Here is a 21143-nt window from a genome sequence, read left to right as displayed (position 1 = left end):
GGAAGTAATATTCTCATCCTTTATTAGCTATAACATTTATTTGCGATCGAAAATTAAATTTAATGTTATGGTTAAAAAATTATTCTTTTATGCATTCCTATTTCTACCTTTAATAGGATTTAGTCAATGGACACAAGATGGAAGCTTTTTTGGACGTACAGGCCTTCGATTGGGCGCTGTAATGACAATGTCAGCCGATGGAACAACAATGGCTGTTGGAAACATTTTCAACAATGATGATGATGTACGTGTTTATGTTAAGACAGGTAATACCTGGATAGAAAGAGACGTCATTAGCACCCCTGATGATATTCATCTAAGCAATACGATAAGTCTTTCTGCCGATGGAAACACCTTGGCAATAGGTAGTCCTGGTCATAATAATACAACGGGCTTGGTCCGGGTGTACACTTATAATAATGGTAATTGGACTCAAAAAGGGGGCAACATTTTAGGTGAATTTGCTGGTAATTTTTTTGGAAGGCTATCTCTATCTGGAGACGGATCCAGAATTGCTATTGGATCTCCAGGATCGTCTACCTCTCAGAATTATGTAAAAGTATATTATTATAATACTACAACAGGAGTTTGGAATGAGGTTAGAAGAATCGGTGGTTCAACAGGTACGCTTTTTGGGCAAGCGGTTGCGTTATCAAAAGATGGTACTACTCTCGTAATTGGTAGCCCATTGGATGATAGTACAAATGGCTCTAATTCTGGCGCGATTCATGTCTACAAGGAAACATCTTCTTTTGTTTGGAATAAAGTTGGTAATGATATTTTTGGTTTAGGTCAAGATGACAAGTTCGGTTCTTCTGTACAAATCTCAGCAGATGGAACTATTATTGCCGGAGCGGCATCGGCAACTAATCAAAATGGTTATGCCAATGTGTATCAAAACACATCAGGAAATAGCTGGGTTCAGTTAGGAACTACGATAATCGGTGGACCGGTTTTAGTGACAAACAATAATACAAGCATAAGCCTTTCTGACGATGGAACTGTATTAGCTGTAGGTAAACCTTATGATAATAATTCAACTTCTGTAAGATCAGGTAGTACTAGTGTTTATAAATATGCAGGTAGTTCATGGTCACAGGTGGGGGCAACTATTTATGGTGCAGCCTCAAATGATAATTTTGGCTACGCAGTTCAATTATCTGCAAATGGAGAAACTATAGCCATTGGTGCACCGTTTAATGACAATGGCAGTACAAACAATAATATTAATGCGGGAAATGTTAGTGTGTATTCATATACACCTCCAGTTTTAAGAACACTAACCATTAATACTTCAGGAAGTGGTAGTGTAACTCCAGCAAGTGGATCAACATATAATGATGGGGCTACAGCTACGTTAACAGCAACTCCTACCGCTGGATGGCAATTTGATGGATGGAGTGGTGATGCTACTGGTACCACCAATCCATTACAGGTAACAATGGATGCTGATAAAACGATTACAGCTACATTTAGTCAAATTCAGCGCACATTAACAATTAATACTACAGGAAGTGGTAGTGTAACTCCAGCAAGTGGATCAACATATAATGATGGGGCTACAGCTACGTTAACAGCAACACCAGCCGCGGGATGGCAATTTGATGGATGGAGTGGTGATGCTACAGGTACAACCAATCCATTACAGGTAACGATGGATGCTGATAAAACTGTAACAGCTACATTTAGCCAGATTCAGCGTACGTTGACAATCAATGCAACAGGAAATGGTAATGTAACTCCAGCAAGTGGATCAACATATAATGATGGGACTACAGCTACATTAACGGCAACTCCAGCAATTGGATATCAGTTTGATGGATGGAGTGGTGATGCTACTGGTACTACAAATCCTTTAAGCCTTACTATGGATGCTGATAAAACAGTAACCGCTACGTTTAGTCAGATTCAATATACATTAGTGGTTAACACAACTGGGAGCGGAAATGTAACCTTGTCTCCAGCAGGAGGAACATACACTAATGGTCAGGTAGTAACGATAACCGCAACTGCTAATCAAAATTGGCAATTTGACGGATGGAGTGGTGATGCTTCAGGAAGCACAAATCCATTACAAGTTACTATAACAGGTAATACAACTATAATGGCCACTTTTAGTGATCCTACCTTAGGAATAAATGATCAGGAATTTCCTGTGGCCTTTACAGTGTATCCAAATCCAGTGGTAGATAAGATGTATATCAAAACCGATGAGGTGATTAGTTCTATTCGCTTGTATTCTATATTAGGCAATGAAATTAAAGTATTAGATACTAATAATGCTCAAATAGATGTTTCATCTCTAAGCAAAGGTGTTTATTTCTTAATTATCGAAACAGATAAAGGAAAAGGAACCCAGCGATTCATTAAAAGGTAATCTTTCTAAACTAAAACATATAAAGCCTTAAAGTAAATCTTTAAGGCTTTGTTTTCTAATATTTTTTAAGTCAAAAATTGTGTTGTTAATCGTTTAGAATGAATAAAATAGTTCAAAAATACCGTTTAGAAATTACTTTAGTAATTCTTTATACTCTACTTATAAAAACGATAGTATTATTTATATAATGATTTAGATAAGAACTAATAATTTTATAATATTTTAAGATACTTTAGAAACTCACATAAGTCTTTCAGCAGATAAAATAGAAGAAATTCTACACGAAATCGTAGTTTTGAATAATATCATTTTAATATTGAGTGTATTGTCATAAACTACTATATCTACTTATTTTTATAAAGGCATGTGTTGCATATGCCCAGCATCCTACATACGTTCATTTATCAGAAAAAGATGCATTACCCGATATTGAGTTTTATAATATTATAGAGGACAGCAAGGGATTTATATGGTTAGCAGCAGATAAAGGACTATATCGTTACGATGGCAGGGATTTTAAAAATTATACGAACCCAGAAAAGAAAGGATTGTCTGTTTTTAGCCCAAAAGAAGATGATAAAGGTCGTATTTGGTGCAATAATATTTCCGGGCAATTTTTTTATATAGAAGATAATAAGCTCATAACATTCATAGATATAGGAAAAGAATTCAAAGGAGAGCTTCTTAATTTTATAGTAACACCAACAGATTTAGTGGTGTTTGGTTCGCATAAAGCTTTTAGGATAAATCTCGAAACGAAAGAAAAAAAATATCTCATAGAAAATAATGCAGAACTTGGGCAACCTTTTGAAGAAAAAAATAGGGTGCTTTATAAAACCAAACAACAGATTGTTGTAAGAAACAAGGAGCTAACCCTTATAGATAGTCTTTTATTGCCAAAACTTGATGAGGTAACTTTTAATTTAGGAAACTCTTTAATATTCAAGGTGAATAATCATTATTTCTGGAAGAGTTCTGCAGAAGGAAAGAGCCTATTTTTTAGTTTTGATTTTACTCAGGATAATGTTGAAAGAATTCAGAAATTAAAAAAACTTGAAGATAAATGGGTAATCGATATTTATTCTGAAGGAAATCAGGTTTGGTTTGCTACACATCAGGGAGTTTATGTATTCGAGTATACCAAAGGTGTATTTAATTTTAAAAAAATATTACTGAAAAATAAGTTTATAACCAAAATCATAAAAGATAGCAATGCTAATTATTGGTTTACTACAAAGGGAGAAGGAATTTTTGTATCTACTAATATTTATGTTCAGAAGTATGAGATAGAACCAATACTTGAAAACATAAGCAGCCTTGAAAAAATAAATGATAGTATTCTTTTATTTGGTACCAATAAAGGTGGGATTGTACAATTTGATACTAAGACCAAGGAGAAGATTAGTTTAAAAACCAACTCTACAATCCAAGTATCAGAGATCATATATAACTCATATACGCATACATCATATATCAGTAAAGATGATAAAGGATACGAATTGAATCATCATAACTTTAGGTTGACTAATAAGCAACACTTTTTTAATGTAAAAAGCGCAGCCTTGATAGATGAAGATTCGCATATAAGCGTATCTTTTTATGGGGCAAGATTTAATAGAAACGGAGAAATTGATCAAAAATTTAATAAAAAGAATAGTGAGCTGGTTGGCAAGAGAGCGTATGCAACTCATTACAGTAAACTTCAGAACCTTTCTTATATAGGGTTTGTAGATGCATTGGTAGTTTTTGATGATTCATATAATAAAAAATATATAATAAACAGAGAAGCTTCAATATTTACAAAATCGATTACAGAAACCACTGATGGCATTATTTGGGTATCTACACCCAAGAATGGAATACTTGGCATAAAAAAAGACACTGTTATAGCAAACTATACAACAAAAAATGGACTAATTTCTAACCAAACAAGCATCATAAAATCAGATAAAAATTCGCTTTGGATTAGTACAGATCAAGGAATACAGTGGTTTAATACAGAAAATAAAACTTTTCGAACACTAACCAAAAACGATGGAATCCCATCTTATAAGATTAGCGGTATAGAAGTGTTAAAAAACAAAGTGTTTTTTTCTTCAGACAAAGGTTTGTTTAGTATAGACAAGGACAATGTTTTTAAAAATACTGTAATTCCTAAAGTGTATTTCACTAATATTCAAATTAATGAAAAAGATACCATTGTAAATTCTACCTATAATTTATCACATGATCAGAATGCTATTAAGTTTAGTTTTAATAGTAATGGTTTCAGGTCCAAAGAAAACAACAGATACACCTACCGATTGTTGGGAGAGAATAATCATTGGGTAACCACAGATCCTCAAATCAATTCGGTTAAGTATAATAGTTTGGATGCTGGGGAATATACATTTCAGGTCAAATCGGCTAATACAGATAAGGAAGATACATCTGTAGTTGAAGAAATACGTTTTGTTATCCAAGATCCTTTTTGGAAAAAATGGTGGTTTGTCCTGCTGTGTGCAATCATAGTGGGAGGGATTGTTATTTTTATCTATAAGCTACAATTAAAAAAGAAGGAGAAAGCAAAGAATATTGAGTTAGAAAAAATGGAACTAAGTAAAAAAATGGTTTCATTAAAACTGGAGAATTTACGCTCGCAGATGAACCCTCATTTTATTTTTAATGCACTCAATTCTATACAAGAATACATTATTTTAAATCAGAAAAACCTGGCTAGTGATTATTTGGGTAAATTTTCTGATTTGATACGTACGTATTTAAACCATAGTAATCAGGGTAAGATTACTTTGCAAGAAGAAATAGATTGTCTCGAAATGTATTTGGAGTTAGAAGAATTACGATTTGAAGATAAATTAAGTTATCATATTACCCTGGCAGAAGAAATACAACCTAACCATATCGAGATCCCAACGATGCTAGTCCAACCTTATGCAGAAAATGCATTAAAACATGGATTACTACCCAGAGAAGGAAACGGAATACTATCAATTAATTTTAAGTATGCGACAGATGATGGTGTTATTATCTGCACTATAGAAGATAATGGTGTCGGAAGAGAAAAATCAAGAGAAATAAATCATCTTAAAACAAAGTTACATACCTCATTCGCTACAAAAGCTACACAAGACAGACTGGATTTATATAACTATGATAAAAAAGAACAAATTAGAGTTTCTATAGAGGATCTTTTTGATGATCAGAATAATCCTTCAGGAACACGAGTTACTCTTTTTATCCCATATGTAGAAATCTAGAAATATATTGATCAAAAAAATAAAATTATATGAAGGCAATAGTTATTGATGATGAGCGTAAAGCAAGAAATCTCTTACGGGTTTTGATAGAAGAAAATTGCTCTAAAATCACTGAGATTTACGAAGCAGACAATTTATTAGCTGGCGTAGAATTGATCAAAAAAGAACAACCGCAGATCGTATTTTTGGATATCGAAATGCCACATCATTCGGGATTAGAAATTGTTGATTTCATTGCTAAAGATGATTTTAATTTTGAAATCATTTTTACAACAGCCTATAGTGAGTATGCTATACAAGCATTCCAATTATCAGCAATAGATTATTTACTGAAACCTATTAGACCAACTCAAATTAAAGAGGCGGTAGATAAAGCGATAAGTCAGATAGGAAAACATCAAATAGATGTAAAGCTCGAAGAACTTAGAAAGAGTCTGGCATCCTCTAATTTTAATAAAATCGGATTACCTTTTAATGATGGGATTAAGTTTGTCAATTTTGACGATATCATTATGATGGAAGCAGATAGTATGTATACCAAAATCGCTACTATTGATGAACCAGAAATATTAGTAAGTAAACCATTAAAACACTTTGTAGATGTGTTGCAAAAAGTAACTACATTTTATAGACCTCACAGATCGTATTTGATCAACCTGAAATATATCAAAGAATACATAAAGAAAGACGGAGGATATATTGTGATGGACAATCAAAAAAGTGTATCAATCTCTAATGACAAGAAAGAAGAGTTTTTGACTATTGTACAAAACATAGGTTGATATTTTGCTTAACGTGAATTTGATGAATTGATGAAGAATTCACTTGTCTTCGATATAATTTTGTATCCAAAATAACTCTGGCAGACGTAAATATTGTTACATCAAATTCAGGTTATTAGATTGAAATAATTTGTTCTATTATGAATAACCATTTTGGACTTCCCGTAGAATCTGTACTTTGATATATCAAATTCAAAAATTAAAGGTCGTTTAAACAGCTTTTAAACGACCTCTATAAAACTATCTGTTTAACCACAACTGTTTAAACATGCGTTTCTGGCTGCTAAACATTGACTATGCGATGTTCCTTGCCAAAGACATTGTAACCAATCAACTCCGCATTGATTTTGACAATTTGAAGACCCAGATGCCGTGATTTGTTGTTGTTCTGTTTTGGTTAAAATTTTTCCGAAAGAAAACTTTTTTTTCATGTGAATATATTTATTGATTAATGCTTTGAAGGTAGGTAAAATGCCTTGTATCAATAAGGTAAACTTCAGAATTTCGCCCAACAACAGCCTGGTAAATACAAACGTAACTTTTTTACGGTTGTATGAAATCTCTGTTAAATATTTTAGAAACCCAAAACTAGGTTTTAGAAGTTGACTATCATGTTTACTACTATTATTCTACAATTTTGTCCTATAAACTTAAAAAGAAGAGATTATGAGACGAAGAGTATTACTACTATTTATAGTGTTTTTTGGATTAAAAGCAACCGCTCAAAATGATCTGCAACATCAAACGGAGCAGTTAAAGTCAATTAAAATTGGCAATTATACTGGGTATTTAACACAGCAAGATGGATCAGAGAATTATGAAGGAGGATTAGATGTATTGGTTTATAAAGTTAAAGAACTTAATGACTATAGAGTCCAATCTGGTGCTCATAAAGAAGTTATGATGTTATTTAGAGGAGATCCGGACCGTCCAGATCAATTTAAAGATAATGAAAAAATGTTTTTACCAGATAATGAAGCCTTTCCTATCACTTATATAGAAAGAGTATATGAGGGTAGTAAAAAAATGCAGGATGACATAGGTTTTGCTCCTAGAACAGACAAAAATCCTTATGAATATCGCCTAGTCTTTTTAGACGGAAAAATCTTTGTGTTAGAAAAATGGGTAGATAAAGATAATTATGAGTTGCTATCTGTTATGGAACATCAAACCAAAAAGATGGGTGGGTTAAAAAAGATGAAAGAAGTCATGAAATCTCCTAAAAAAATGAAAGCAATGCAGCCGCATAAAATACTTCAAAACTATTTAGATGCAGCTTTCAAGAAGCAACAAGAAGTATATACACAATGGATGAAAAACCCAGAAAACGCTGCCATTGTTGAAAACACAGAATTGAAAAGAAAATTAATTATCGATGTCATCAATAAACAAAGAGATGATTGGAGAAACTCTGATGAGTACAGACGTATTAAAGAACGTAATCAAAGTGCCGCACAAAGTGACCTTCAAAGTGTGGTTACGATTGTAAATAAAACAGGAAAAGACATTTATGTTTATGAAGAGGGCTCTAGTAATGGATCGCGGGTTTCGGCAAATGGACAAAGTAGATTTAACTGTAAAAAGAATCTATACTATAGCTTTAGTGGTAATTCTTCGGCTTCTAAAGGAACGCAAATTACTAATGCCAACCAAAGTTGTGGACAAACAGTTACAGCCAATTAAACAAATCCTTAAGCTAATTGTAATCTGAATAAAGAAGTAAAAATAAAATCAATGAAACAAACCTCTTTTTGAAAAATCAATTAGAGGTTTTTTCTTCTAAAGAACTACATTATGAAAAGAGTATTGATAACGATATGCATACTATTAATAACAAATGGTTCTTATGCAGCATCCAGTATATATACAGAAAGAGTGTCCGTAAAGGAAATATCAGTTTTAGAAAACGAATATCATATTTTCACCGCAGAACGATCACCAGCAGGAGGAACTACCAAAACTCTGCTCATAAATGAAGGAGAACATAATGGAACCAAAGTTTTAGTCATTAGAGCGTGTAAAAATGGTTGTACACCAGCGGTCTATACCTATCAGGAAGAACCAAGTACTACATTAGGGATAAAAGTATATTTTAATAGCGCCGGGCTCTATGTAATCCAATACGATGACAATAGTTTTATATCCGTAATGCCTACTAAAGAGTTAGGGAAACAACCATTTGATGTCTTTGTATTTAGTAATTTTTACAGCAAGGATGCGGCAAAAGTAAAAACAATGACAAAAGCCAAAGTAGAAGCGTATGCTAGAGAAGTATCTCAAAAAATTTTAAAATCATCTACTTCTGCATCATCAAAAGGAGGTAATGGAAAGTATTCCATTGCATCCCCGGTTAGATTTGCAGGTAACTACTATAATGAAATGGACATTGTTTTTGAAGACGGTGCTATAAAAAAAATAAAAACCAGTTTTTGTGAAGATTGTAATGGAGAAGAAACCTATTTGTATATGGAGGTATATAGTAAACTCATAGGAGTACCTATGTATACCAATAGAAGAAATCATCTGGAAGAATATATTTTTGTAGAGAAACCAGGAGTGTTACTTTGGGCTAATTATAAAGGTAGTGGTTTAGGGCAGCAGCTGTTTGGAGAACTTGATTACTACAATTTATTTGCAGTAGATAAGCAAGTAGTAAGAGGTTTGATTAATAGTAAACAGCAACAAAAAGCATTTGATGATAAAATTGCAAGCTGGTCCAAAACTATAAAAGAGGTGGAAGATAAAAAACGAGAGGAAGCTGCACAGAGTAGGATAAATAACCAACGATTACCTAAAAAAGGACTGACAAATAAAACGCTAGAAGATCAGGCATTAAACGCTGCAAAAAATTGGGCGACTAATTATGGGTGGAAAGAAACCATCACCAAAACCTATTTCTATGGAGCAGATTGGTCGATTACTAGACATGTGTTATCTGGGATTATTACAGGACGAGAAATAGGAGGTGTTATCGTAATGAAGAGACCAGATGGTTTGTGTAGTTTTCAATATGCAGTATTCGCACAGCAATACGATGGAACATCCTATACTAAAGTATATACACTTGGAGTTGCTTCTGGTCAAATAAAATTAGAATGTGAATACACAAAATAGAAAGTACGTTTAATTCTCTTCTGATTTTTTATCTAACCCAGATGCCTGATATAAACTTACTCGGGAGAAAACCGTCTGATCGAGTGTTTTTTCGGAATGTTAATGGAGAAAAAATGTATCGCGATTCAATAACAGTAACTATCATAAAAATATCTCGATAACTCTGGGCAATTTTATCTATGGTTATCACTAATGATAAAATTACTTGAGGAGATGTTGATATATTTGATTATTCAGTTTTCACAAAAGGCCCTCCGAAATGACATTACAACCCTTTGAGATGGTTTTGTAGTATTTTGAGATGATATTTCTGTGATTGAAGACATTTTTGTACAGTCTTTATGTTCAATAAAAAAACATTTTTTCCCTTAGAAGCTCAAACTCCGGTTTTAGAAGTTCATTGATATATCCCTTAGCATTATTGCACAATTTTGTTCTATAAACTTAAAAAGAAGAGATTATGAGAACAAGATTACTACTGGTAACTATATTGTTAGGGGTACTTTCGTATGGACAAATACCAACAACAGCTTTGGTAAAAGAATATACTTTTGCCGGAGGTACACTGCAGAATACGATTAATCCTGGTACTTATGACCTGGTACAAACAGGAACAGCAGCAGCTTTTGAAGCAGATGCAATCGGACAAAGCAATAATGCCATAAATTTAAATGGAGATACTTTTAACGCTGGGCAACACGCTGATCCATCAGGAAATTTTTCTGTTAGCTTTTGGATAAAAACAACAGATACAGCGCCTCATACCTTTACTTCTAATGGAGTTATTTCATATTCTGATATTTTGAGCCAGGTTGGACATAGTGGTTCTCAATCTGCAGGATATGCTTTTTACATACATACAGGAAGGGTATATTTTAGAGGGAATTTTGTAATAAATTCAAATACTTTTCAAGCCTATAATCCATCAATGGATACAGGTGTTATAGCTGATGGGAGCTGGCATCACATTGCAGTAACAGGCACTAAAATATTTTCAAACCTTACGCTTAAATATAATTATAAGTTATACTTAGATGGTGCTGAGGTGACAAATGCTGACTCTGGAACTCGCCAGGTTGGTTCTGCAACAGTTCCTACCAATTTATTTGCAGGAAATCCAGATTTAACCATTGGATCGGCTTCTCCATACTCAGATAGTATGGATAATATAAGAGAGTATACTAGAGCCCTGACTCCTGCAGAAATAACCAGTTTAGCTCAAGAATTATGTGTTGTAAACATCCCAGATGCTAATTTTAAAAATAGATTAGTAGGTAATACAGCAATAAATACTAATGGCGATACCGAAATACAATGTAGTGAAGCAAGTGCGTTCACAGGGACTCTTCATGTTAGTGGTGCGAATATTACCGATTTAACAGGAATAGAAGCATTTACAGCTTTGACTGAATTATTTTGCTTCAGTAATCAACTTACCAGTATAGATGTTTCCTCTAATACAGCTTTGACTCGATTAGTTTGCTTCGGTAATCAGCTTACCAGTATAGATGTTTCCTCTAATACAGCTTTAACCTATTTGGATTGTAACTCTAATCTATTAACGAGTTTAGATACTTCTGCCAACACGGCTTTGACTTCTTTAGTATGTCAATATAATCAATTAACTAGTTTAAATGTTTCTAATAATACAGCTTTGACTCAATTAATTTGCTTAAATAATCGACTTACTAATATAGATGTTTCTTCTAATGTAGCTTTGACTAGGTTAGATGCTCGGGATAATCAATTGGCGAATTTAAACATTTCTAATAATGTAGCTTTAGAAAAACTTGATGTCAAAAATAATCAATTAACCAGTTTAGATGTTTCTAACAATACAGCTTTGGATAGTTTCTCTCTAGACGGAAATCAGCTAACAAATTTGGATGTTTCGACTAATACAGCTTTAGTTGTCTTAGTTGTTAAAAATAATCAATTAACCAGTTTGGATGTTTCGGCTAATACGGCTTTAATTGGATTAGATTGTGAGAATAACCAATTAACTTCTTTGAATATTGCTAATAGTAATAATACCAATTTACAGAGTTTTTCAGCAAACAATAATCCAAATCTAACCTGTATACAGGTGGATGATGTAAATTATAGCACTAGCAATTGGACCAATATAGATGCGCAAACCAGTTTTAGTACCAATTGTAATCCACCTTGTATTGTAAACATCCCAGATGCTAATTTTAAGGCAACCTTATTAAACCATGGCCCTAATATTGGAGGCACAAGTGTAATTGATACCAATAACGATGGCGAAATACAATGTAGTGAGGCTAATGCATACGCAGGAGCTATATATGTTAATAATAGTTCGATTTCAAATTTAACAGGAATAGAAGCTTTTTCATCGATAACATCATTGGATTGTAGTACAAATCAGTTAACAAGTATAGATATTTCCTCAAATACTGCTTTAACACATTTAGTATGTAGATCAAATCAGATAACATCATTAGATATTTCTAATAATACGAGTTTAACTCATTTAGATTTTAGTAATAATTCGATAAGCTCCATAAATATTTCTAATCATACTGCTCTAACAGAATTGAGAGGACATAGTAACTCATTAACTACATTGGATACTTCTAATAATACGATGTTAGCGCTTTTATATATTCATGGTAATTCGATATCAGCTTTGGATGTTTCTGCCAATACAGGATTAACTAGCATATTCTGTTCTAATAATCAATTACAAACATTAAATGTGGCCAATAGTAACAATTCTAACATATCCACTAGTAATTTTGCAGCGATTAACAACCCTAATTTAACTTGTATCCAAGTAGATGACGTAGCATTTAGTACTACCAACTGGACCAATATTGATAGCCAGACATCGTTTAGTACTAATTGTAATGTACCTTGTGTAGTTACGATCCCAGATGCTAATTTTAAGGCAGAATTAGTAGGTAATACAGCGATCAATACCAATGGCGATACTGAGATACAATGTAGTGAAGCAAGTGCGGTAACTGGTACATTAGATTGCGCAGGTTTAAGTATTTCAGATTTAACAGGTATTGAGGCATTTACAGCATTAACAGAATTAAGATGTGGTAGTAATCAATTAACATCATTAGATACTTCATCAAATACAGCTTTAGAACGGTTGTTTGCATTCGATAATCAATTGACATCTTTGAATATTTCCTCAAATACAGCACTTGAGAATTTACAAATAGCTAGAAACCGATTAACAACATTGAATACTAGTAACAATAGTGCTCTTGAAGCTATCGATTGCTCTAGTAACCCTAATATTTCTCTAAATCTATCAAATAACACTGCTTTAAAGTCATTAGGGGTAAGTAATAATCAATTTACCTCCATTGATGTGTCGGCTAATATTAATCTTGAAGGTTTCGGGTGTGATAATAACTTAATTACAAACCTTGATCTTTCTTTTAATACGAAATTGACTTCCTTGGCATGTTCAAATAATCCATTAACAGCGATAGATGTATCAAACAACCCAGATTTAACTTATTTCACAGCATTTAATAATCAACTTACAAATCTTGATATATCCTTAAACACTAAGTTATTTTTTCTTAGAATAGATAATAACCAATTGACAACAGTAGACGTATCTAATAATCCGGATTTACAGGAGTTTATTGCTAATGATAATCAGATTACAAGCTTAGATTTGTCTTCTAATATTGTATTAAATAGGATCTGGGTTGAGAATAATAACTTATTTTCCCTTAATGTAGCGAATGGAAACAATAGTAACATCGCTACGGCTTTGTTTCGTGCTTCAAATAACCCAAATCTAACTTGTATTACTGTAGATGATGTAAATTATAGCACTACCAATTGGACAAATATTGATAATCAAACATCTTTTAGTACCAATTGTCCTCCTTGTATTGTAAATATCCCGGATGCCAATTTTAAAGCATATTTGGTAGGTAATAATTCGATTAATACCAATGGAGATACAGAAATACAATGTAGTGAAGCGAGTGCATTTTCTGGAAGAATTAATTGCTCAAGTCGATCTATTTCGAATATGACGGGTATAGAAGCATTTACGGCTTTAACCGAGTTGATTTGTAATGATAATCAATTGACAGCTTTGGATATTTCTTCAAATACAGCACTTACAACACTTTGGTGTCAGAACAATCAAATAACATCACTGGATGTTTCATCCAATATCAATTTAGGTACTTTGTTTACAGAAAATAATGCCCTAACAACATTAAATACGAATGGAGCTACAGCTTTGTTTAATTTGGTTTGTCATACCAATCAATTAACAAGTTTAGATGTTTCCAATAATACAGCGTTACAGTTTTTACGTTGTTATAAGAACAATTTAGCCAGCTTAGATGTGTCTTCAAACTCAGTGTTGGTTACACTAAATTGTGCAGAAAATCAATTGACTTCCTTAAATGTTGCTAACGGAAATAATAGCAATATGACGGGCCCTAATAGATTTAACGCAACTGTTAACCCTAATTTAACCTGCGTAAATATTGATAGCGGCTTTACACCACCATCTACTTGGACTGTGGGTGTGGATAGTCAAACATCGTTTAGTGACAACTGTGCTGCTTTGGGCATAGATGATTTTAATACAGTTGATTTTAAACTGTACCCTAATCCTGTAACCGATATGGTATATATCCGATCAGAGGAAGAGATTCAAACTGTTCGTCTGTATTCTATCCTGGGAGAGGAAATAAAAGTTAATAATCAGGATAAATCTAAAATCGATGTTTCATTCCTAAGCAAAGGAGTATATTTTCTTATCATAGAAACAGATAAAGGAAAAGGAACACAACGACTGATCAAAAAATAATCTTTTCAAATTAAAGCACACAAAAAGCCTTAAAGTAAATCTTTAAGGCTTTGCTTTCTATTATATATTATGATGAATAAAATTATTGAGAAATATAGATTGACTATTACTTTATTAATTCTTTATATAGCAATTGTTAAAATGGTATTGTTGTTTTTTTAACCTGCTTTATGAATTAGAACTTTGTTATGAAAATCTAAAATGTAATAAATACTACTAAATTATATTGAATAAAGAGTAACTGTTCTTAATTAGATAACCCTTTTTTTTTGATTTATTTTTTTTTAGAAAATTAACTGTTTAATAATATAAAACAGTACACCTATTAAGCAGATTTAGTTAATTTATTACGGATCTGCTTTAAGACTTTATTACCCTAAAAAACAACTGATTCGCCCCTCTTTTGTTAAGAATTCCAGTTTGTTATATGATATATATACATACCTTTGCCAACTATTATTTTTATAAGTTTTTGATTGTATATCTTCTAATGTGTTAAGCAGTAATCTAGCAATAAACAAGAAGAATAATCATATGTAATGTCTATGATTAAATACAATATGTAGAAAAAATAGAATTTATATATAATTTGAATAAGATTATTATAGAAGTGTAAAAAAACTATTGGTAATCAGCGTAATATGATATATCACTTTTTAAGAAAATATATGATAAAATGATCTATGTTTTGTCTAAAGAAATGGTAAATAAAATACTCAAAATAGGATTATTTTATTTTATGTGTTTAACGATTTTATCAAACTCCTTATTAAGTCAAAATAGAGACTCTTTACCACTAGACTCTTATCCTGAATCTCCTGATTTACTTTTGAGTACTGAGAAAAACGAAGGGATTGATTCTTTACAATCCAAGTTATTAAAAGCTCAAAAAGAAAAAGATACTATTGCGATACTATCAAGTTATACCTATGTAGGAATATTATCTGCAGATGAAACCTATATAAATTATTTAGATAGTATTCTAACGTTGACAAAAAACAGAAAACATCTTGACTCTATACGAGCTTGGACTTATTATGATCTACACATATATTACACTCATAAATTTGAGTATATCAAAGCACTCAAATATTTAGATATAGCTAAGAAATATGCGACATTACAAGATGATAAAAGATTATTAAAAGTCTGTAAGTTCAGCTTAGTAAATATTAAAGCAACTTTTGGCAGTGTAGAAGAAGCTTTAAACCTGTATAAAGAAGAAGTAGAAATAGCAAAAGAGAACACCATATCAAAAAATGATAGTATTAATCAAGGGTATAATTATAGTATTTTATCGTATTACTTAACGATGAGTAAAAATTACGACTCTGCTAGATATTATAATAAAATAGGGAGGAGCTTTGTTAAAGATTTAGATTTAAACGCCTATGAACACCTTGAAGCAAATGATGCAATTATTGATTATTATTCGGGTGATTATGAAAAAGCAAAACAAGCTTTTGAAAAGCTTAAGATAAGATATGGTACAATAAGTACGGCAAATTATTCAGAGGTACATTATTATCTAGGGAAAATCTATAAGAACTTAGGAGATTATGATGCATCTTATTATCACTTAAAAAAAATCGATTCTTTGTACGAAAAAACAAAGAAAATCAATTTTGAACATCGAGACAGTTTTTATGAGTTGATGAATATGCATAAAAATGATGACTATGAAATAGGGTTGCAGTATCTTAATAAACTACTTAGATATGATAGTATATATAGAGGATATGCTAGTAATATAAATAATAAAGTACATTATAAATTTGATATTCCGGATCTTATTAAAGAAAAGAAAGTACTTATAGCCAAATTATCTAAAGAGAATAAGAAGTTTAAAACTAAATCATCCTGGTATCTTGGTGCTGGCGTTTTGATTCTCATATTATTAGGATATCAGACATATCGTGTATTTAAGTATAGGCAAAAAGTAAAAATACAGACTTCTGAACTTAACAAACCAGATCTTAATAAGAAAAGTCCTAGGTTAAAAAATGCTTCAACTGACGAAACATTATATATCTCTCGTGAAATTGTAACTGTTACCCTTTCCAAATTAGATCGATTTGAAAAAGAACTTGGTTTTTTAAACTCTAATCTAACACTACAAGAATTAGCAAAACAAGTAAGTAGTAATTCAAAGTATCTTTCAAGAATTATTAAGATACATAAAGAAGAATCATTCTATGGGTATATTCAAAAACTAAGGATTAATTACACGGTAAACCGCCTTAGAAATGATACGAAATTTAGAGAATTTACAATCGAAGCTATTGCTGTAGAGTCTGGATATAATCAACGTGAATCATTTTCACTAGCGTTTAATAAAGTAATAGGTGTACGACCATCATACTTTATTAAGGAACTAAAAAAAGATACCGCAGAAACACCTTCTTTTTAACGATAATAAACAGCATAATTGATGGTCCTTATAGTAAGATATAATTAATTATAAAAAGAGGTTGTTGCACTATATAAATTCTTCATTCTATTGTTAATCATTATTAAGCAAAGAGCTTTGGTGAAACTAGCTTAAATTCTATAGTATCCTTCTTTTTCTTGGTGTTATAAGGAAAACCTTTTTTCTTTCTTCTTAATTTATTAAAACACTTACTACAAACATAACAATCTCACCTTTTGAGTCGACCTAAATGTTTTTTACAATTTAAGCTCGTTAATTTGAATCTTACCGATTCCTGTTTAGTTAGATTTTTTCTCTTTTTTCCTGCTTACACTTTTTTATCCCTAATACAGAAATTGAAAAAATAAAATGACTTCATTTAACTAAGGATAGATACTGTTTTTTAATATGATTTGGTCAATATTCCCAGAATATTGGGTCGATATTCCCTGAATATTGCCAATACTTCCTTTTTTCAAAGTTTAGCAACTCTATTTTTGCCGGCTTAATTTAAAGTGGCTAAAAGAAAACTATTTTAAAACCTAATCTAAAAATGTATTCAAAAAAATCAAATTGTAAAATGCTATTATTTAGTAACATTTTAAAAAAAGCATGTGTTATGAGTGCTTTATTGTTTTGTGTATCTACATATGCACAGGATAAAACAACAACTAACTTTTATTACGGATCAAATGGACAAAAGATTTATTTAACAGAAACTAATTCTTCTTTGGTACAAATGAGATCCGGGAAGAAAGAAATCCATAAAAATAAAGATAAAAACCAGATGCAAAGCGAACTTGGCTCTACTCCAGAGTTTATTCAACCAGGTTACAAATCAGCTAGTGGTGCAACACTGTATCCAACAAACAAAATAATTTTTAAATTAAAAAAAGATGTTTCTTTACAAGAATTAAGATCTGTATTAAATAAATACAATGCTAAAAACGAAAGATTACAAAATGGCTATTATTTAATAGAATTACCTTCTGATTTAGTTTTTGAAGCATCAAATGAGATTTACGAAACCAATAAAGTTGAGTATTCACATCCAGATATTCAAGCCGAAATTGTACTTAATAATACTACTGATCCTCTTTATGCAGAGCAGTTTCAACTACATAATACAGGACAAGAAATCGATGGTTTTCAAGGAGTAGTTGATATTGATATTAATGCCCCAGAAGCTTGGAGTTATACAAAAGGAAGTGATGTCATTGTAGCAGTTATGGATGATGGAGTAGAATCTCATCCAGACTTACAAGATAATAACGGAAATACAAGAGTATTGCAAGGGTACAACGCTACAGGAGAAGGTAATGGACGTCCTAACGATAATGGAAACCACGGACAATCTTGTGCAGGAATTATAGCTGCTTCACATAATAATAGAGATATTGCAGGAATAGCCCCTAATGTAAAAATACTTCCGATAAATATTTTTACATCAGGTACAACTGCTTCTGATATTGCAGCAGCATATTACTATGCAATTAACCAAGGAGCTGGCATCATTTCTAATTCCTGGGGTTATAGAAGTTCAGATTTTGACTTTCCTGTATTAAATGATGCGATTAATGCTGCAAGCAAAGATGGTAGAAATGGTAAAGGAGCTTTGGTAGTATTTGCTTCGGGTAACGATAGTAGAGGAACAGTTGGTTATCCATCAAACTTAGAGAGTGTTATTTCTGTAGGAGCTGTAAACCATCAAGGTAAAAGATCTTTCTATTCTAACTATGGACCCAAGCTGGATGTGGTAGCTCCATCAGGGGGAGATAAGAAAGAAACAGCTCAAGTAAGAACTTTAGATAGATTTGGAGATTTTGGATATGATTCAGGGGCTACAACCAACACTTTTTCAGGAACTTCGGCAGCTTGTCCTGTGGTAAGCGGAGTTTTAGCACTGGCACTTTCTGAACATCCAGAATTAACTGCTCAAGAGCTTACAGATGCATTATATGCCACGACTAAAGATTTAGGAGAAGCTGATAGAGATGATGAATATGGGCATGGACTGATAAAAGCAGATGCATTACTTAATCACCTTGGACAAAATATCCCTTCTTGTAATGATGGTATTCAAAATGGTGATGAAGAAGGTATCGATTGCGGAGGTACCAATTGTGAACCTTGTCAAATAGCTACCTGTGTGCTACCAACAGAGGTTAAAGTTGTTTACGATTATGGAGATGCTTCATCTATTAAATTGTACTTACTTAATGGTGTTTCTGAGAGTTTTTCAGCAAGATTAAAAAAAGAATCAGATAACAGTTATGGGCCATCTATTGAGTTTACTGATCGTGAATTGGTTTTAAATAACCTGGATAGCTGTTCTAATTATATAGTACAAATATCGCTTTCTTGTAATAAAGTATATGAGTATAGGTTTGAAACTGCTGGCTGTAATGTTGTGTGTGGCGAAAATCTGGATAACATAAATTTCTATGGTAATAATGAATATGGACTTCCTAGTCATTATACTTTTGGTAAAAACGGGAACTTTAGTTTTGTTTTCGCATCACTATTGGACATCCCAGTTAGCGGAAAGTATTTGGCATTTAAAGACCGTATTTTATTAGAAGGTGATGAACATGCATTAGAAGCTGTTTTTCAAACGAATATTTTACGAATCAATGAGTCAGAAGGAAGTTGTTCACTAACAGATGATCTATTTAACATAGAGTATACGTTAGAGGAAAATAAAAAGCCTTTCGGACCTCAAGATGCTTTTGTAAATGAAAATGAAAGTATAGTGAATGTAACATTTACCGTACTTGAAGCATATACAGCCGAAGAAGCTCAAACGTTTACCTACGTTACCCGTGATGGGTCAGCAAAATCATCAGAGGATTATGAAAAGATTACTGAAGGTGCTAAATCTATTACTTTTGAAAAGGGTGAAATAGAAAAAACAATAGCAATCCCTATTATCAAAGATGATCAGGAAGTAGAAGGAGATGAAGAGTTTTTTATTGAAATGATATACGGATATCATCCTGTATTTGGTTTCCCATATTTTATGCAAGGAAAAGTAACCATTATTGATAATGATACCCCAACAGTTACATATTGCGATATGAAAGGTAATAATAGCAATGATGATAATATTACCAATGTAACTTTTGCTGGAATTAATAAAGCCTCTTCTGATACGACTACCGGATACCATGATTATACTGATAATGTCGCTAACGTTTCTAAAGGAACTTCAGAAAACATGACAGTAACATTCCATGGATGGTCTGGTGGTAACGATAACGAAGTATATGTATGGATTGACTGGAACCAAGATGGTGATTTTACAGATGCTGGTGAAAAGTTTGAAGGAACTGGTACTGGTACTTCTCGTAGTGTAACTATTGCTATTCCAAATACTGCCAGTAATGGTAATACTAGAATGCGTGTGGTATTAGGTTATAATACTAATGATGGTGATAATGCTTGTACTAATATTCAGTATGGTGAAGTAGAAGATTATACAATTTCTATTGAAGATGGAGTAGCCCCTAGCTGTACTGATGGTATCCAAAATGGTGATGAGACCGGAGTTGATTGCGGTGGATCTTCCTGTGCGCCTTGTGCGGGAGATGGAACGGTTGTATATGTAGATAATACAGATATCATTACGAATGCTTCAAGAACTTGGAATCCTTTTCGAATAGAAGTAGGGGACAATAACAGTTTTGGACCTTGGTATTCTGGAGGTACACTTCGCTTAGCAACTTATGAAAAAGATGTGGTTTGTGAAGGAACAACCAATAACATTACTTTCTTGGCAGAAGGAGTAGAAGTTGGAGCCGCTAGCAATTTTGTAGCTAATTCTAATAGTTTTGTAGTAAGTTCTACTGAGCATACTAGCTGGAATGGTAAGTCAGGTTATATAGGTTTTACTTTTACAATAAATGGAGCAACACATTATGGTTGGTTTTATGCCACCGTATCAAATGATGGATCTTCATATGTAATAGAAGATTATGCTTATAATACTACAGCTGATCAAGGTTTGCTTACAAAAAGACCAAATGAAATAGCAACAAAACAAATAAACGCATCAGAAACAAGTAGTAAAATTAGTGTATATCCTAATCCATTTAAAGAATCATTTATAGTAGATGTATCTCAATTACGAAGAGAACAAATCACAGTTATGGTATATGATATGCTAGGGGAACAAGTTTTTTCTAAAAAATATAACAAAGGAACCATCAACATAGTTATAGATGAAGGAATAACAATGTTAGGCGCTTATTTTGTAAAAGTATATACCCAAACACATTCTGAAACATTACAGATAATCAAACATTAGTAATGTATATAATATAAAATAACAAGACCGCTCAAAGATATCTTTTTGAGCGGTTTTTTTATTATAGAA

9 protein-coding genes are annotated in these 21143 nt (G+C 32.3%); 8 read left to right on the top strand and 1 reads right to left on the bottom strand.

Translation table 11 applies throughout. The features are described from left to right. Positions 1 to 67 precede the first annotated feature (67 nt). From U0D62_RS19720 to U0D62_RS19710, 3 genes are all read left to right on the top strand, one after another. Complete coding sequence (locus U0D62_RS19720) at positions 68 to 2377, top strand: InlB B-repeat-containing protein (protein WP_322289053.1); 2310 nt, start codon at positions 68 to 70, stop codon at positions 2375 to 2377. A gap of 320 nt (positions 2378 to 2697) precedes the next feature. Then, a complete protein-coding gene (locus U0D62_RS19715; RefSeq protein WP_322289052.1) occupies positions 2698 to 5634 on the top strand; it encodes a sensor histidine kinase in 2937 nt (978 codons plus the stop codon). 29 nt (positions 5635 to 5663) lie between these two features. Then, the gene (locus U0D62_RS19710; protein WP_322289051.1) at positions 5664 to 6416 is read left to right on the top strand and encodes a LytR/AlgR family response regulator transcription factor; all 753 of its coding nucleotides are present in this window, start codon (positions 5664 to 5666) and stop codon (positions 6414 to 6416) included. A gap of 248 nt (positions 6417 to 6664) precedes the next feature. On the opposite strand, the gene U0D62_RS19705 is transcribed toward U0D62_RS19710, so the two are convergent. After that, positions 6665 to 6847: a hypothetical protein gene (locus U0D62_RS19705; protein ID WP_322289050.1), complete on the bottom strand. Its 183-nt coding sequence runs from the start codon at positions 6845 to 6847 to the stop codon at positions 6665 to 6667. A 235-nt stretch (positions 6848 to 7082) separates the two neighbouring features. Between U0D62_RS19705 and U0D62_RS19700 the strand changes: the two genes are divergently transcribed. From U0D62_RS19700 to U0D62_RS19680, 5 genes are all read left to right on the top strand, one after another. Next, complete coding sequence (locus U0D62_RS19700) at positions 7083 to 8099, top strand: hypothetical protein (RefSeq protein WP_322289049.1); 1017 nt, start codon at positions 7083 to 7085, stop codon at positions 8097 to 8099. Positions 8100 to 8210: 111 nt separating this feature from the next. After that, positions 8211 to 9530 (top strand): hypothetical protein, encoded by a 1320-nt coding sequence (locus tag U0D62_RS19695; RefSeq protein ID WP_322289048.1) that lies wholly within the window; start codon positions 8211 to 8213, stop codon positions 9528 to 9530. Positions 9531 to 9990: 460 nt separating this feature from the next. After that, complete coding sequence (locus U0D62_RS19690; protein ID WP_322289047.1) at positions 9991 to 14358, top strand: leucine-rich repeat domain-containing protein; 4368 nt, start codon at positions 9991 to 9993, stop codon at positions 14356 to 14358. A 676-nt stretch (positions 14359 to 15034) separates the two neighbouring features. Further along, positions 15035 to 16768, top strand: a complete 1734-nt coding sequence (locus U0D62_RS19685) for a helix-turn-helix domain-containing protein (protein WP_322289046.1) — start codon at positions 15035 to 15037, stop codon at positions 16766 to 16768. Positions 16769 to 17387: 619 nt separating this feature from the next. Then, complete coding sequence (locus U0D62_RS19680; RefSeq protein WP_322289045.1) at positions 17388 to 21074, top strand: S8 family serine peptidase; 3687 nt, start codon at positions 17388 to 17390, stop codon at positions 21072 to 21074. Positions 21075 to 21143 lie beyond the last annotated feature (69 nt).

Origin of the sequence: Aquimarina callyspongiae, assembly GCF_034322225.1 — a bacterium.
Lineage (GTDB): Bacteria > Bacteroidota > Bacteroidia > Flavobacteriales > Flavobacteriaceae > Aquimarina.
The sequence above is the reverse complement of the archived record's forward strand: the minus strand, read 5'-3'. Positions and strand labels throughout refer to the sequence as shown.